The organism is Pseudomonas sp. Irchel 3A7, assembly GCF_900187565.1.
Taxonomy (GTDB): Bacteria; Pseudomonadota; Gammaproteobacteria; order Pseudomonadales; family Pseudomonadaceae; genus Aquipseudomonas.
Genome location: NZ_FYED01000001.1, coordinates 311334 through 327297 on the forward strand (window position 1 = coordinate 311334; position 15964 = coordinate 327297).

General features: G+C 60.6%; 15 protein-coding genes. 7 read left to right on the forward strand and 8 right to left on the reverse strand.

Annotation, left to right across the window (positions count from 1 at the left end; translation table 11 throughout):
- Positions 1 to 10: 10 nt before the first annotated feature.
- Genes CKW21_RS01375 through CKW21_RS01390 form a run of 4 tightly spaced genes read right to left on the reverse strand, consistent with a single transcriptional unit; the run spans position 11 to position 2782 of the window.
- Positions 11 to 538 (reverse strand): pilus assembly protein PilP, encoded by a 528-nt coding sequence (locus tag CKW21_RS01375; protein WP_095192235.1) that lies wholly within the window; start codon positions 536 to 538, stop codon positions 11 to 13.
- Positions 535 to 1158: a type 4a pilus biogenesis protein PilO gene (gene pilO / locus CKW21_RS01380; RefSeq protein ID WP_095192236.1), complete on the reverse strand. Its 624-nt coding sequence runs from the start codon at positions 1156 to 1158 to the stop codon at positions 535 to 537. The genes CKW21_RS01375 and pilO overlap by 4 nt, the downstream gene beginning before the upstream one ends.
- Positions 1155 to 1721: a PilN domain-containing protein gene (locus tag CKW21_RS01385; protein ID WP_095192237.1), complete on the reverse strand. Its 567-nt coding sequence runs from the start codon at positions 1719 to 1721 to the stop codon at positions 1155 to 1157. The genes pilO and CKW21_RS01385 overlap by 4 nt, the downstream gene beginning before the upstream one ends.
- Positions 1721 to 2782, reverse strand: a complete 1062-nt coding sequence (locus CKW21_RS01390; protein WP_095192238.1) for a pilus assembly protein PilM — start codon at positions 2780 to 2782, stop codon at positions 1721 to 1723. Before CKW21_RS01390 ends, CKW21_RS01385 begins: the two co-directional genes overlap by 1 nt.
- 217 nt (positions 2783 to 2999) lie before the next feature.
- On the opposite strand from CKW21_RS01390, the gene CKW21_RS01395 reads away from it, so the two are divergent.
- Entirely contained in the window at positions 3000 to 5438 is a 2439-nt protein-coding gene (locus tag CKW21_RS01395) for a penicillin-binding protein 1A (protein WP_371917497.1), read from the forward strand.
- 137 nt (positions 5439 to 5575) lie between these two features.
- Here the strand turns inward: CKW21_RS01395 and CKW21_RS01400 are convergent, their stop codons facing one another.
- From CKW21_RS01400 to rpmE, 3 genes are all read right to left on the reverse strand, one after another.
- A complete protein-coding gene (locus CKW21_RS01400; protein ID WP_095192240.1) occupies positions 5576 to 6844 on the reverse strand; it encodes a malic enzyme-like NAD(P)-binding protein in 1269 nt (422 codons plus the stop codon).
- Positions 6845 to 7026: 182 nt separating this feature from the next.
- Entirely contained in the window at positions 7027 to 7815 is a 789-nt protein-coding gene (locus CKW21_RS01405) for a thermonuclease family protein (RefSeq protein ID WP_095192241.1), read from the reverse strand.
- A gap of 35 nt (positions 7816 to 7850) precedes the next feature.
- On the reverse strand, positions 7851 to 8069 hold the full coding sequence (gene rpmE, locus CKW21_RS01410; protein WP_008047849.1) for a 50S ribosomal protein L31: 219 nt from the start codon (positions 8067 to 8069) through the stop codon (positions 7851 to 7853).
- A 291-nt stretch (positions 8070 to 8360) separates the two neighbouring features.
- Here rpmE and CKW21_RS01415 point away from each other — a divergent pair, with 291 nt between their 5' ends.
- Positions 8361 to 10580: a primosomal protein N' gene (locus CKW21_RS01415; protein WP_095192242.1), complete on the forward strand. Its 2220-nt coding sequence runs from the start codon at positions 8361 to 8363 to the stop codon at positions 10578 to 10580.
- Positions 10581 to 10670: 90 nt separating this feature from the next.
- Here CKW21_RS01415 and CKW21_RS31660 read toward each other — a convergent pair whose 3' ends face one another.
- Complete coding sequence (locus CKW21_RS31660; RefSeq protein ID WP_256590092.1) at positions 10671 to 10793, reverse strand: hypothetical protein; 123 nt, start codon at positions 10791 to 10793, stop codon at positions 10671 to 10673.
- Between CKW21_RS31660 and argS the strand changes: the two genes are divergently transcribed.
- From argS to CKW21_RS01440, 5 genes are all read left to right on the forward strand, one after another.
- Positions 10792 to 12528 carry an arginine--tRNA ligase gene (gene argS / locus CKW21_RS01420; protein WP_095192243.1) on the forward strand — a complete coding sequence of 579 codons (1737 nt, stop codon included), beginning with the start codon at positions 10792 to 10794 and terminating at the stop codon, positions 12526 to 12528. The two genes, CKW21_RS31660 and argS, sit on opposite strands and share 2 nt — an antisense overlap.
- A 1-nt stretch (position 12529) precedes the next feature.
- Positions 12530 to 13240: an SPOR domain-containing protein gene (locus CKW21_RS01425; protein WP_095192244.1), complete on the forward strand. Its 711-nt coding sequence runs from the start codon at positions 12530 to 12532 to the stop codon at positions 13238 to 13240.
- A 231-nt stretch (positions 13241 to 13471) separates the two neighbouring features.
- A complete protein-coding gene (hslV, locus tag CKW21_RS01430; RefSeq protein WP_095192245.1) occupies positions 13472 to 14011 on the forward strand; it encodes an ATP-dependent protease subunit HslV in 540 nt (179 codons plus the stop codon).
- A 53-nt stretch (positions 14012 to 14064) separates the two neighbouring features.
- Positions 14065 to 15402 (forward strand): ATP-dependent protease ATPase subunit HslU, encoded by a 1338-nt coding sequence (gene hslU, locus CKW21_RS01435; protein WP_095192246.1) that lies wholly within the window; start codon positions 14065 to 14067, stop codon positions 15400 to 15402.
- 144 nt (positions 15403 to 15546) lie between these two features.
- The gene (locus tag CKW21_RS01440) at positions 15547 to 15924 is read left to right on the forward strand and encodes a gamma-butyrobetaine hydroxylase-like domain-containing protein (protein ID WP_095192247.1); all 378 of its coding nucleotides are present in this window, start codon (positions 15547 to 15549) and stop codon (positions 15922 to 15924) included.
- Positions 15925 to 15964 lie beyond the last annotated feature (40 nt).

Genomic DNA, 15964 nt, shown 5'->3' on the forward strand with positions numbered 1-15964 from the left:
TCGAGTTCCACTAAGTGTGTTCTTTCAAAGAAATGGTCCGCGGCCTTTCCAGCCAGGCACCTTCGCCATCGGGGACGATTTCGACCACATCGACTTGCGAGGCACTGATGGCGACGATCCGACCATCGTTGCGCCCCAGGTAATCTCCGACTTTCAGCCGATGTACCCCGCCGGCCCCGCGCAGCAGCGCAAAGGAGCCTGTCGCATTAGCGATCGTGCCGACCATTTCAAACTGCTCGATGTTGAAACCTTCGAGGTATTGCCTGACCCGATCGGGGTCGGGCTTGACGTTGCGCGAGCCGTATCTCTGCCCGGCCAGGTCGATTCTGACTTGTCGGGAAAACGGGCTGCGCAGGTTGGCGGCGTTGTAAGTGAATGTGGGGTAAGACCGGAATGTCGGCGTTGGTTCAATCTTGCCCGGCGCCCGCAGGCGCATTTCGTTCATGTAAGCATCGAGATCACTGAAGTCATCGCAGCCACCACAACCGGCCAGGACGATCAACGCCACAACCATCGAAAAGACACGAATCGGGCTCATGGGTGCAGCCCCTTGTCGTTATAGCGATAGGTCTTGGCCAGGACGCTCATGCGTAACTTCGTCCCGCCGTCGGGATTTGCCGGCGCCAGGTCGAAATCATGCAAAGTGACGATGCGCGGCAGACCGGCTACACCGCTGACGAAAGTGGCCAGGTCGTGATAGGCGCCGGTGACGATAATCTGGATCGGCAGTTCGATGTAGAACGGCTGGGTGACTTCCGGCAACAGTTTGATCTCTTCAAACTCCAGGCCGCTGCCCGAGCCGGTACGGGTGATGTCTTCAAGCAGGCCGGGCACTTCGGTGTCACTGGGCAGTTGCCGCAGCAGCACGCCAAAGGCGTTCTCCAATTCCTTCATCTGCTGGGTGTACAGCTCCAGATTCGCCGCCATATGGGCCTTGGTGGCAAATTGTTCCTTGAGGGTCGATTCTTCCTCGCGCTTGAGATGGAGCTGACGCTCAAGCTCGCTCGTGGAAAAGCTGTAGCCGATTGCCAATACCAGCACCATGAGCAGTGCACCCACCACGACCTTGATCGCGGGCGGCCAGGAGCCGATGTTGTTGGTGTCCAGATCGTTGATGTCGATCTTGCGCAAGCCTTCGAACCATTCGGACAGGCTCATTTTCCGTCCTCCAGGGCTGCAGGCTGAGTCTGACGAACGGTCAACCGGAAGACGTTGGCCTGGTCCAGTTGGCCGGCGGTGATTGCCTTCACTTCCGTCAGGTTGGGCGCGCCGAACCAGTCGGAAGCATCCAGATTGCGCATCAGGTCGGAAACACGGTTATTGGATTCTGCCGCACCGGTAATGGACAGGGTCTTGCCCGCCATTTTCACTTCGGTGAAATAGACCCCTTCAGGCAAGGTCCGCGCCAGCTGATCAAACATTCGCCCACTGATCGGCCGGTTGCCCTGCAGGTCCTGGATGATACGCATGCGCTCGAGCAGTTGCTGGCGACGAACCTTGAGTTCACTGATCTGCTTGATCCGCTCATCGACCACGACGATCTGCTGGCCAATGTAATCGTTGCGAGCAATCTGCCGATCGATGGCGTTATTGATCGCCTGATTTGCGATCAATACAGCACCAATCGCCCCTGCCAGCGCGACGACCAGAATCAGTAAAAACCGCTTGCGGCGCCTTTCACGCTGCTCCTCGCGCCAGGGTAAAAGATTGATCCGCGCCATCAGTCGAAACTCCTGAGGGCGAGCCCGCAGGCGATCATCAGGGCCGGCGCGTCACTGGCCAGCGCTGCAGCGTTGACCTTGCTGCTCAGCGCCATGTCGGCAAACGGATTGGCCACCTGCGTCGGCGTGCCCAATTGCTGCTCGATCAACCGATCCAGTCCGGAGACAGACGCCGTGCCGCCCGCCAACAAAATGTGGTCGACCGAGTGATATTGACCGGAGGCAAAGAAAAACTGCAATGAACGCGAAACCTGCTGTACCAACGCCTCGCGAAACGGCTGCAACACCTCACTGATGTAATCGCCAGGCAACCCGCCCTGCTTCTTCGCCAGCCCTGCCTGCTCAACGGTCAGGCCATACCGACGCTGTATCTCTTCGGTCAATTGTCGACCGCCGAACAATTGTTCTCGGGTGTAGATGATTCGCCCGCCGAGCAGCACGCTCAGGGTGGTCATGGTGGCGCCGATGTCGACCACCGCCACCAGCCCTCCCTCGGAGATTGCCGATCGATTCACCAGCAGGCCGCAGGATCGCTCCAGGGCATAGGCCTCCACGTCGACCACACGGGCGGTCAGGCCGGCCAGTGTCAGCGCCGCCTCACGGACTTCTACGTTCTCCTTGCGACAGGCCGCAAGCAGCACGCTGACCCGCTCGGGGTTGCGTGCCGAGGCGCCCTGAACCTCGAAGTCGATAGCGACTTCGTCCAAGGGATAAGGGATGTACTGATCGGCCTCGATCTTCAGCTGGTTTTCCATCTCGTCGTCGGAAAGACCGGCATCCATCTCGATGGTCTTGGTGATCACTGCCGATCCGGCAACGGCCACGGCGACGTTCTTGAGACCGGTTCTGGCCTTGATCAACACACGAGAGATTGCCTGGCCCACACCTTCGAGTTCGGCGATGTTTTTCTCGACAACCGCGTTGGCAGGCAGCGGTTCGACCGCATAGGCCTCGACCCGATAGCGCTCGCCATGACGGCTCAGTTCAAGAAGTTTTACCGATGTGGAGCTGATGTCGATACCCAAAAGCACATTGGCTTTTTTGTTGAAGAGTCCTGGCACTACCAATTCCCTATGACTATCCGTGAGTTACGGACTCTGTAATGTGTGTTGCGTTCCATCCACCCGTCTTGACAGCAGCCTTCAATGACGCCTGCGGCGGAAAAATGCTTATAATGCCCAGCGTTTTTTTCCGGTTTTTCTCAAGCGCGGGTCGTTCGCCTTTAGCCTGAACCCTGATGCCTAATTCATTTTTTGCCCTGGATATCCAAAAGCCTTGATTCGTCTGCTGAAATTTTTCGGTTGGTCCATCGTCGCGGTTTTCTGCGGACTGCTTCTGGGTCTGAGCGGGGCGTTTCTTTACCTTAGCCCCGGTTTGCCGTCGGTGGAGGCGCTGAGAAGCATCCAGTTGCAGATTCCATTGCGGGTCTACAGCAGCGACAACAAGTTGATCGCAGAGTTTGGCGAAATGCGCCGTACTCCCATCCGTTTCGCCGACATTCCCCCCAACTTCATCAATGCGTTACTAAGTGCTGAAGACGATAACTTCGCCAATCACTATGGCGTCGACCCCAGCAGCCTGATGCGGGCCGCCACCCAGCTGGTCAAAAGCGGTCATATCCAGTCCGGCGGCAGCACCATCACCATGCAGGTAGCGAAGAACTTCTTCCTGACCAGCGAGCGCAGCTTTTCGCGTAAAACCACTGAAATCCTCCTGGCCCTGCAGATCGAACGGCAGCTGACCAAAGACGAAATCCTCGAGCTGTACGTCAACAAGATCTATCTGGGCAACCGCGCCTACGGCATCGAGGCGGCGGCGCAGGTTTACTATGGCAAGTCGATTCGTGACGTCAGCCTGGCGCAGATGGCAATGATCGCCGGCCTGCCAAAAGCCCCGTCACGCTTCAACCCGCTCGCCAACCCGGCACGCAGCAAGGAGCGTCGTGACTGGATCCTGGGGCGCATGTACAAGCTTGGCAAAATCACCGAAGCCGATTACACCGCCGCGATCAACGAGCCGCTGAACGCCAGCTACCACGTGCCGACGCCGGAAGTGAACGCCCCTTACATCGCCGAAATGGCCCGTGCCGAAATGGTCGGTCGCTATGGCAGCGACGCGTACACCGAAGGTTTCCGCGTCACCACCACGGTGCCGAGCAACCTTCAGGAAATGGCCAACACCGCCCTCCACGAAGGCCTGATGACCTACGATCAGCGTCATGGCTATCGCGGCCCTGAATCGCGCCTGCCGGGCAAGACCCGCGAGGCGTGGGCCACCGAACTGACCAAGCAGCGCACCATCAGCAGCCTTGAGCCGGCCATCGTCACCCAGGTCGACAAGAACGGCCTGCAGGTCCTGACTCGAACCGGCAGCGAGCATGTGAACTGGGACACCATGAAGTGGGCTCGCCCATTCCTGAACACCAACAGCATGGGACCCAATCCGAAGCAGCCGTCGGATGTAGCCCAGGTCGGCGACCTGATTCGCGTTCAGCGCCAGCCGGACAACTCGTTGAAGTTCAGCCAGATCCCGCAAGCCCAGGGCGCGCTGGTATCCCTCGACCCACAGAACGGCGCGATCCGCTCGCTGGTCGGCGGCTTTGCCTTCGAGCAGAGCAACTACAACCGCGCATTGCAGGCCAAGCGCCAGCCGGGTTCGAGCTTCAAGCCATTCGTCTACAGCGCCGCGCTGGATAACGGCTATACCGCCGCCAGCCTGGTGAACGACGCACCGATCGTGTTCGTCGATGAGTACCTGGACAAGGTCTGGCGTCCGAAGAATGACACCAACACCTTCCTCGGCCCGATCCGCCTGCGCGAAGCGTTGTACAAGTCGCGTAACCTGGTGTCGATCCGCCTGCTGCAAGCACTGGGCGTCGACCGCACCATCGACTACATCAGCAAGTTCGGTTTCAACAAACAGGACTTGCCGCGCAACCTGTCCCTGGCCCTCGGCACCGCCACCCTGACCCCGATGGAAATCGCCACCGGCTGGAGCACCTTCGCCAACGGCGGCTACAAGATCACCCCGTACATCATCGACAAGGTCGAAAGCCGCAATGGCGATACGCTGTTTGTCGCCAATCCGCCGAGCGTTCCGAAGGGTGGCGTCGCCAGCGACGGCATCGCTGCGCCAGTCGCCGAGGCCTTTACGGTCAACGCCACGCCAGGCGAAACGCTGACCGCCCAGCCGGCGCCTCAGGCACCGGCTGTGGCTGAACGTATCGTCGATGGCCGCACCACCTACATTCTCAACAGCATGCTCGAGGATGTGATCAAACTCGGCACCGGCCGCCGCGCCCTGGCCCTTGGCCGCAGCGACATTGCCGGCAAGACCGGCACCACCAACGAATCCAAGGACGCCTGGTTCTCCGGCTACAACGCCGATTACGTGACCACGGTCTGGACCGGTTTCGACCAGCCCGAAAGCCTGGGCCGCAAGGAATTCGGCGGAACTGTCGCGCTGCCAATCTGGATGAACTACATGGGCGCCGCGCTCAAAGACCTGCCGCCTCATACGCAACCGGAACCGGAAGGCATCCTGAGCCTGCGGGTCGACCCGATCAGCGGCCGTGCGGCGACTCCAGGCACGCCGGGGGCTTATTTCGAACTGTTCAAGGCCGAAGACACGCCACCGTCGGTGAATGAACTGGGCAACGGCAATGCACCAGGCAGCCCGCTGCCAGCGGACGAAGCGGCGCCGATCGATTTGTTCTAGAGGAGCAGCTGCAAGCTGCAAGCCACAAGAAAAAGCTAGTGACTTGTGCCCGCTTTTAACTTGCAGCTTGTAGCTTGCCGCTTTGAGTCCATAAAAAAACCCAGCGCTTGGCTGGGTTTTTTTATGGGCGACTGCAGTTAACCGTTGAACACGTCATCCACGCTTTTCAGCGGGTAGTTCTTCGGATACGGCAGGGTCGCCACACCCGTCTCGATCGCAGCCTTGGCCACGGCATCGGAGATCAGGGTGATCAGGCGGGCATCCATTGGCTTCGGAATGATGTACTCACGACCGAATTCCAGTTTGATGCCGCCGTAGGCGTCGCACACTTCCTGAGGAACCGGCAGCTTGGCCAGTTCGCGCAGGGCGTTGGCTGCAGCCACTTTCATTTCTTCGTTGATGCGCTTGGCGCGTACGTCCAGGGCACCACGGAAGATGAACGGGAAGCCCAGTACGTTGTTGACCTGGTTCGGGTAGTCCGAACGGCCGGTGGCCATGATCACGTCGCTACGGGTAGCGTGCGCCAGTTCCGGGGAGATTTCCGGATCAGGGTTCGAGCAAGCAAACACGATCGGGTTGGCAGCCATCGACAGCAGGCCTTCAGCGCTCAGCAGGTTCGGGCCGGACAGGCCGACGAACACGTCTGCGCCTTGCAAGGCGTCAGCCAGGGTGCGCTTGTCGGTCGCGTGAGCGAAGACAGCCTTGTACTGGTTCAGATCGTCACGACCGGAGTGGATCACGCCGGTACGGTCGATCATGTAGATGTTTTCGATGTTGGCGCCCATGCTCACCAGCAATTTCATGCAGGAGATGGCGGCCGCACCGGCACCCAGGCAGACGATCTTGGCTTCCGGCAGGGTTTTGCCGGCGATTTCCAGGGCGTTGATCATGCCGGCCGCGGTGACGATTGCGGTGCCATGCTGGTCATCGTGGAAAACCGGAATGTCGCACTGCTCGATCAGAGCACGTTCGATCTCAAAGCACTCAGGCGCCTTGATGTCTTCCAGGTTGATGCCACCGAACGTGATGGAGATGCGCTTGACGGTGTCGATGAAGGCTTGCGGGCTTTCGGAGTCGACTTCGATGTCGAAGACGTCGATGCCGGCGAAGCGCTTGAACAGAACGCCCTTGCCTTCCATCACTGGCTTGGAAGCCAATGGGCCGAGGTTACCCAGGCCGAGAATCGCGGTGCCATCGGAAATGACTGCAACCAGGTTGCCTTTGCCGGTGTATTTGTAGGCCAGTTCAGGATCGCGGGCGATTTCGCGTACTGGTTCGGCTACGCCGGGGCTGTAGGCCAGCGACAGGTCGCGGGCGGTAGCGGTGGCCTTGGTGAGCTCGACGCTCAGCTTCCCTGGACGAGGATTGGCGTGATATTCGAGAGCGGCAGTTTTCAGATCAGACATGTGGGCATTCCGCTTTTACTGTTGGACAGACTGGTCAGCGAGGATACGCGCCTCGCAAAATCCCCACAAGACTGACCGGTCACCCCTGTCAACCGCCCTGCCCTACGACTTTTGGCCAAGAGCCGCGGAACACAAGGGATAGACTGTTCACAATCAGCGCAAAAAATGTCTACAATTTTTTATCACTGCACCACTTCAAGCATCGCTGGGTCCGTCAACGGCAACATCCAGCGAGCCTGCCCCTCCTTGAGCCCACCGCGGCGCGAACGATCCAGCACCCAGCCGCGCGCCTCGATTTGCCTGCCTTCGAGCTTTTCAAGCGAGGCCGTATCGAAGCGAGCGAGCAAATTGGGTGCAACGCGCAATACAACCGAATCCTGCAACTCGATCCAAATGCCGCCACGATTGCGTTGAACCTTGCTCACACGGCCGCTGAGTACAGCAAAACCGGCCGTGCTGATCTGATCCGCTTTCAGTACAGGTGATTGACGCCACACACCGAGCCCGGCTTGGCGGGCAGCGCGTTCCGCAGCTTGCTGACAGCCGACCAAATCGACATTGGGAGGGACCGCCACCAGAAAACCGAGGCCTTCGGCGAGCATTTGCGCTTCGAGGTTGGCACCGTTGGCACCGTAGACGTGGGCCAGGGTCCGACCATAGCGGTCTTTGCTTTCTTTACCGGGCAGTAAAGCGACTTGCCCGTCGCTCGCCGCCACCAAGGCTTCGAGACGCTTGCGCGCAGCCACGGCGAACGGCTCATCGGAACGGCCTTGCTTGCCCAACTCCGGCGTATTCAAGCCGATCATGCGTACATTGCGACCATCGCTCAGGCGCAGCGTATCGCCATCCACCACCCGCTGCACCGCGACGGATGTCAGGCCGCCCGGCGCCGGGCAGAAGGCCTGGGCAGCGGATAGCCAAATCGCGGACACAAAAAAGGCGCCCGCGAGGGACGCCTTTTTCATCAGCATGGAAAAACCCGAACGGCTTCCCAAGTTGATCGGCCTTAGGCCTTTTTCGCGCCGAAAGCACCGAAACGGTCGGCGAAGCGCTGAACGCGGCCGCCAGTGTCCAGAGTCTTCTGCTTACCGGTGTAGAACGGGTGGCATTCGTTGCAAACGTCGATCGCCAGGGCTTTGCCGAAGGTCGAACGGGTTTCGAACTTGTTGCCGCAGCTGCAGGTAACAGCAACTGCTGGGTATTCTGGATGGATATCAGCTTTCATGGTGTCTTCCTCGGGCTAGCGTGCCGCCACCCAACACTATTGTTGAATACCGCACGTAATTAGGCCGCGGATTCTACCAGACAATCCTGATCACGCAAGCTGTCACTCAGACCGACCGTCTGCTAGGCTCCCGGCCCTATGCGCCACCCCTGCGGGAGCGGGCCTGCTCGCGCAAGCGGTGCGTCAGACGACAGAAATGCTGGCTGATACTCCCTCTTCGCGAGCAGGCTCGCTCCCACAGGTTATGTGATTGCCCCTGCTTCTATTGTCCGCTGATCGAGAATCCCCCGCGTGCCCGACGCCATTTTGCGCCTCGCCCTGCCTTCGCCCCTGCGCCGCCTGTTCGACTACCGCGCGCCGGCTGGCGTCCTGCGCGCCCAGTTGCATCCTGGCATGCGCTTGCGGGTGCCGTTCGGGCGCCGGGAGATGATCGGGATTCTGGTAGAAGTCGCCGACACCAGCGAAGTGCCAGCAGAGAAACTCAAACCGGCATTGGCACTGCTGGACGCCACGCCACCCCTGCCACCCACGCTGTTCAAGCTGTGTCTGTGGACTGCCCAGTATTACCAGCACAGCCTCGGCGATACGCTGAGCTGGGCGCTACCGGTATTGCTGCGTCAGGGTGAACTGGCCGAAGCCCGCCAGGAACGGTTCTGGTCCGCCGCTCCCGGTGCCAGCCTTGATGATCCGCGTATCGCCCGCGCCCCGCGCCAGCGTGAAGCACTGGCAACACTGGCCCAACATCCCCATGGTGTCGCCCATCAGTTGCTCAGCAAACTGATGCTGAGCAAGGACAGCCTCGATCTGTTGCTGGCCAAGGACCTGGTGCAGGTCGAAGTGCGCAAGCACGCCCCCGGCGCCCGCCATGAGCATTGGCTGGCACAACCGGAGTTGCCGCTCAACCCGGAACAACGCGCCGCCTGTGAGGCGATTCGCGCTGGTTTCGACAGCTATCACGCGTTCCTTCTCGCTGGCGTCACCGGCAGCGGCAAGACCGAAGTGTATTTGCAGCTGATCCGCGAAACCCTGGAGGCCGGCAAGCAGACGCTGGTGCTGATTCCGGAAATCAACCTGGGCCCGCAAACCCTGGCGCGCTTCGAACAGCGCTTCAATGCACGCATCGCGCTGATCCACTCGGCGGTGAATGATCGCGAACGCCTCGACGCCTGGCTCGCCGCCCGCGACGGTGAGGCCGACATCATTATCGGCACCCGCTCGGCGCTGTTCACACCAATGAAGAACCCGGGGCTGATCATCATTGATGAAGAGCACGACGGCTCTTATAAGCAGCAGGAAGGATTGCGCTATCACGCCCGCGATCTGGCACTGGTGCGCGCCCGGCAGGAAAACATTCCGATTGTGCTCGGCTCGGCCACTCCATCACTAGAAAGCCTGCAGAACGCCTACACCGGCCGTTACGGCCTGCTACGCCTGAATGAACGTGCCGGCGGCGCCAAGCAGCCGCGCTTCCTGCGCCTGGACGTGAAAAGCCGTCCGCTGGACAGTGGTATTTCCGGGCCGATGCAACAAGCCATCGGCCAGACCCTGGCCGCCGGCCAGCAAGTGCTGGTGTTCCTCAATCGCCGCGGCTTCGCCCCGACGCTGCTTTGCCACGACTGCGGCTGGATGTCCGAATGCCAGCGCTGCGATGCACGCATGACCGTGCACCAACGCTACGGCGAACTGCGTTGCCACCATTGTGGTTATGTCGAACGCGTGCCGCGCCAGTGCCCAAAGTGCAACAAGGTCGATTTGCGCCCGGTGGGGGCCGGCACCGAACGGGCCGAAGAGCGCTTGGGCATCCTGTTCCCGGACTACCCGGTGTTGCGGGTCGACCGTGACAGCACCTCGCGCAAGGACGCAATGAATCAACTGTTCGCGACGATTCAAAAGGGTCAGCCGTGCATCCTGGTGGGCACGCAAATGCTCGCCAAGGGCCACCACTTCCCACGGGTGACCCTGGTATCGATCCTTGATGCCGATGGCGGGCTGTTCTCCGGTGACTTCCGCGCCAGTGAGCGTATGGCGCAATTGATCGTCCAGGTCGCCGGGCGCGCCGGCCGGGCGGAAGAACCGGGCAAAGTGATCATCCAGACGCACCTGGCCGACCACCCACTGCTGGTGCAATTGACCGAGCAGGGCTACTTCGCCTTTGCGGAGCAGGCCTTGAGTGAACGTCGTGCGGCAGGCCTGCCACCGTTCGCGCATCTGGCGCTGCTGCGGGCCGAAGCACACAAACCGGGTCAGGCCGAAGGCTTTCTCGATGAAGCGTGCAGTGAGGCGGAACGCTTGCTGGCCGAACAGAACCTGACCGGCATCGAACTGCTGGGGCCGGTGCCCGCACCGATGGAGCGCCGGGCCGGGCGCTATCGTGCGCAGCTGTTGTTACAGGCTACGGCCCGCGCACCATTGCACCGATTGCTTGCCAGTTGGTTGCTGGTGCTGGAGCAAATGCCGAGCGGGCGGGCGGTACGTTGGTCTTTGGATGTCGATCCCGTGGATTTGTATTGATTTCAAGATCGCCTTCGCGAGCAGGCTCGCTCCCACAAGTGTCCGCATTCCAGTATGGGAGTGAGCCTGCTCGCGAAGGGGCCTGATTTGTCACCACATGTCCATAACCCCCCCGCTATAGTTGGCAAGCCCGCCTTGGCAACGGATAATGCCCAGTTTTTCCACCAGCGCATCGAAGCGCCCGCCGCGCCTGCGGTTGAAAGAGAAGACCATGAAAGACACCATTCGCCAGCTGATCCAACAAGCCATCACCCAACTCGTCAACGAAGGTGTGTTGCCTGAAGGCCTGTCGCCGGCGATCCAGGTGGAGAACTCCCGGGACAAGACCCACGGTGACTTCGCCAGCAATATCGCCATGATGCTGGCCAAACCTGCGGGCATGAAGCCGCGCGATCTGGCGGAAAAGATCATCGCCGCGCTGCCGGCTGACGAAAACGTCACCAAGACCGAAATCGCCGGCCCGGGCTTCCTGAACTTCTTCCAGAACACCCAGGCCCTGGCCACCCGCCTGGACGCCGCCCTCGCCGATGCCCACATCGGTGTACGCAAGGCCGGCCCGGTACAGCGCACGGTGGTTGACCTCTCGGCACCGAACCTGGCCAAAGAGATGCACGTCGGTCACTTGCGCTCGACCATCATTGGCGATGGCGTGGCTCGCGTTCTGGAATTCCTCGGCGATACCGTGATCCGTCAGAACCACGTCGGCGACTGGGGCACCCAGTTCGGCATGCTGATGGCTTACCTGCAGGAAAACCCGATCACCAGCGACGAGCTGTCGGACCTGGAAAACTTCTACCGCGCTGCCAAGCAACGCTTCGACGAATCCGAAGAGTTCGCCGACCGCGCCCGTGGCCTGGTGGTCAAGCTGCAGGCCGGCGATGCCGATTGCCTGGCGCTGTGGACCAAATTCAAGGACATTTCGCTGTCCCACTGCCAGAAAATCTACGAACTGCTGAACGTCAAGCTGACCATGGCCGACGTGATGGGCGAAAGCGCCTACAACGACGACCTGATCAACGTGGTCAACGACCTGAAAGCTGCCGGCATGCTGGTCGAAAGCAACGGCGCCCAGTGCGTATTCCTCGACGAATTCAAGAACGCCGACGGCGATCCGCTGCCAGTGATCATCGTCAAGGCTGACGGCGGCTACCTCTACGCCACCACTGACCTGGCCGCCGTGCGCTACCGCAGCGGCAAGCTCAAGGCCGATCGTGCGCTGTACTTCGTCGACCAGCGCCAGGCCCTGCACTTCCAGCAAGTGTTCGCCGTGGCGCGCAAGGCCGGTTTCGTAACGCACCCGATGGAAATGGAACACATGGGCTTCGGCACCATGAACGGTGCCGATGGCCGCCCGTTCAAGACCCGTGACGGCGGCACCGTGAAGCTGATCGACCTGCTGACCGAAGCCCAGGAACGCGCCTACACCCTGGTCAAGGACAAGAACCCGGAGCTGGCCGAAGCCGACCTGCGCAACATCGCCAAGGTCGTGGGCATCGGCGCGGTGAAGTACGCCGACCTGTCCAAGCACCGCACCAGCGACTACAGCTTCAACTTCGACCTGATGCTGAATTTCGAAGGCAACACTGCGCCGTACCTGCTGTACGCCTATACCCGTGTGGCCGGTGTATTCCGCAAACTGGGCAAGGATTTCAGCGAGGTCGAGGGCCAGATCGTTCTCGAAGCGGCGCACGAACACGAACTGGCGGCGAAACTCGCGCAGTTCGGCGAAGTGCTGAACAACGTGTCCGAGAAAGGCACGCCGCACATTCTTTGCACCTACCTGTACGACGTCGCCGGCCTGTTCTCCAGCTTCTACGAGAACTGCCCGATCCTCGCCGCCGACACTCCGGAACAAATGCAGAGCCGTCTGCGCCTCGCCGCGCTGACTGGACGCACTCTCAAGCAAGGCCTGGAACTCTTGGGCCTGGAAACTCTGGAGCGTATGTAAGTTGGCTGCCAAGAAAAAACCTGCACCCAAGCGTGGCGCCAGCCGTTACCAAGCTCCAGCGAAGCAACCGATCCCGGGTTGGCTGTGGATGGCGATCGGCCTGACGGTCGGCGCCTTCATCGTGTTCCTGATGAAACTGGAGCCGGGCAAGGGCAGCGACACGGTCAAACGCGAGAAGGTCGAGCAGCAACAGAAAGCCACCAAGATCGCCGAAGCCAACAAGACCCCGCCGAGCCCGACGCAACCGGTGAAGCCGAAGTACGACTTCTACACCCTGCTGCCGGAGTCGGAAGTCATCGTGCCGCCGGATGCCGTGCCGGAAAAAACCTTGCCGACGCCCCAAGTGCCGGCCATTCCGACCACGCCGGTGACCCCGGCGGAAGCGGCGAAAATCGACACAGCCCGCGCCCAGGCTGCTTTGGCGGGGATCACGCCGCCGCCGGCACCGCCCGTCACCAAGGCCGCGCCAGTGACCCGGTTCTTCCTGCAGGCGGGCTCGTTCCGCAAGGAGTCTGACGCGGATAAGGTACGCGCGCAGATCATCCTGCTCGGCCAGGCCGTGGCGGTTGAGTCCGGCACAGTGAAGGACGAGACCTGGTATCGGGTATTGGTGGGACCGTTCAGCAACCGTGAACAGCTGACCACCGCACAGAAGCAACTCTCTGGTGCCGGTTTCAGTAACCTGTTGTTACAACAACGCCAAAGCCGCTGATTCCGTCGGTTATACCGCGTTATCGTTCTTCGCGAGCAGGCTCGCTCCCACAAAGTTGATGCATATCCTGTGGGAGCGAGCCTGCTCGCGAAGGCGTCAGCACAGACGCTGCAACCTCATCCGCAAGAACGCCGCTCGTCCCCCGCGGCGCCCCGCAGTTGAAATCCTCTCCACCACCCCCATATGTATCGGCATAAGGCATTTTCGCCCCGCTGCGTGGAGACTCTCCCCTTGACCACCATCGTTTCAGTCCGCCGCCAAGGCAAAGTCGTCATGGGCGGCGACGGCCAGGTATCTCTCGGCAATACCGTGATGAAAGGCAACGCCAAGAAGGTCCGTCGCCTGTACCACGGTGAAGTCCTTGCCGGTTTTGCCGGTGCCACGGCTGACGCCTTTACCCTTTTCGAACGTTTCGAGGGTCAGCTGGAGAAACACCAGGGCCATCTGGTTCGTGCCGCCGTCGAACTCGCCAAGGAATGGCGCACCGATCGCACCCTCAGCCGCCTCGAAGCCATGCTGGCGGTCGCCAACAAAGACGCTTCCCTGATCATCACCGGCAATGGCGATGTGGTGGAGCCCGAGCATGGCCTGATCGCCATGGGCTCCGGTGGTGCCTTTGCCCAGGCTGCCGCCAGCGCGCTGCTGAAAAAAACCGACCTGTCCGCCCGGGAAATCGTCGAAACCGCTCTCGGCATCGCCGGCGACATCTGCGTATTCACCAACCACACCCAGACCATTGAGGAGCAGGACTGCGCCAAAGGCGACGAGTAAGTCTGTTTCGGCCAATCGCCACGACTCATCTTGTTCAAGGTCCGTCAAATATTATGTCCATGACTCCCCGTGAAATCGTCCACGAACTCAATCGCCATATCATCGGCCAGGACGATGCCAAGCGCGCCGTCGCCATTGCCCTGCGCAATCGCTGGCGCCGGATGCAGCTGCCTGAAGAGCTGCGCGTTGAAGTCACCCCGAAAAACATCCTGATGATCGGTCCGACCGGTGTCGGTAAAACCGAGATCGCCCGTCGCCTGGCCAAACTGGCCAACGCGCCGTTCATCAAGGTCGAAGCGACCAAGTTCACCGAAGTCGGCTATGTCGGCCGTGACGTCGAGTCGATCATTCGCGACCTGGCCGATGCCGCGATCAAGCTGCTGCGCGAACAGGAAATCACCAAGGTTCGCCACCGCGCCGAAGACGCCGCCGAAGAGCGCATCCTCGACGCGCTCTTGCCACCGGCCCGCATGGGCTTCAGCAGCGACGATGCCCCGACGACCGATTCCAACACCCGTCAGCTGTTCCGCAAGCGCCTGCGCGAAGGCCAGCTGGACGACAAGGAAATCGAGATCGAAGTCGCCGAAATGTCCGGCGTCGATATCTCCGCGCCACCGGGCATGGAAGAGATGACCAACCAGTTGCAGAGCCTGTTCGCCAACATGGGCAAGGGCAAACGCAAGAGCCGCAAGCTCAAGGTCAAGGAAGCGCTGAAACTGGTGCGCGACGAAGAAGCCAGCCGCCTGGTCAACGACGAAGAGTTGAAGGCCAAGGCGCTGGAAGCGGTCGAGCAGCACGGCATCGTGTTCATCGACGAAATCGACAAGGTCGCCAAGCGCGGCAATGTCGGTGGCGCCGATGTGTCCCGTGAAGGCGTGCAACGCGATCTGCTGCCGCTGATCGAAGGCTGCACCGTGAACACCAAACTGGGCATGGTCAAGACCGACCACATCCTGTTCATCGCTTCCGGCGCGTTCCATTTGAGCAAGCCGAGTGATCTGGTACCGGAACTGCAAGGCCGCCTGCCGATTCGGGTAGAACTCAAAGCGCTGTCGCCACAAGACTTCGAGCGCATTCTCAGCGAGCCGCACGCATCGCTCACCGAGCAATACTGCGCGCTGCTGAAAACCGAAGGCCTGACCATCGAGTTCCAGCCGGACGGTATCAAGCGCCTGGCGGAGATCGCCTGGCAGGTCAACGAGAAAACCGAAAACATCGGTGCCCGTCGCTTGCACACCCTCCTCGAGCGCCTGCTCGAAGAAGTGTCGTTCAGCGCCGGCGACCTGGCCAGCGCCCACGATGACAAGGCGATCCTGATCGACGCCGACTACGTCAACAGCCACCTCGGCGAATTGGCGCAGAACGAAGACCTGTCCCGTTATATCCTGTAAGCCATACTTACAGCGGTGATGGACCTGTGGGAGCGAGCCTGCTCGCGAAAGCGGTCTGACATTCAAAGACTCCGTTGAATGTTATGACGCCTTCGCGAGCAGGCTCGCTCCCACAAAGTCCCACATAAAACGGACACCCTAGTCATGACCCAACTCCCCACCGACATCAAGCTGCACAAAGCCTCGAAAACCCTGACGCTCAAGTACGCGTCCGGCGAGGAATACACCCTGCCCGCCGAGTTCCTGCGCGTGCACTCTCCTTCCGCCGAGGTCCAGGGCCACGGCAAACCCATCCTGCAATTTGGCAAGATCAACGTAGGGCTGTCCAAGATAGAGCCGGCCGGTCAGTACGCACTGAAATTGACCTTCGACGATGGCCACGACAGCGGCCTGTTCACCTGGGAATACCTCTACGAACTGGGGCGACGTTATGACGCACTCTGGGAGGATTATCTGGCTGAGCTCAAAGCCGCCGGAAAAACCCGCGACCCTAACGAATCTGTCGTCAAGCTGATGCTCTAACCCAAGCCTTTTGCTCATTAGAAGGCATTTTCTAATTCCA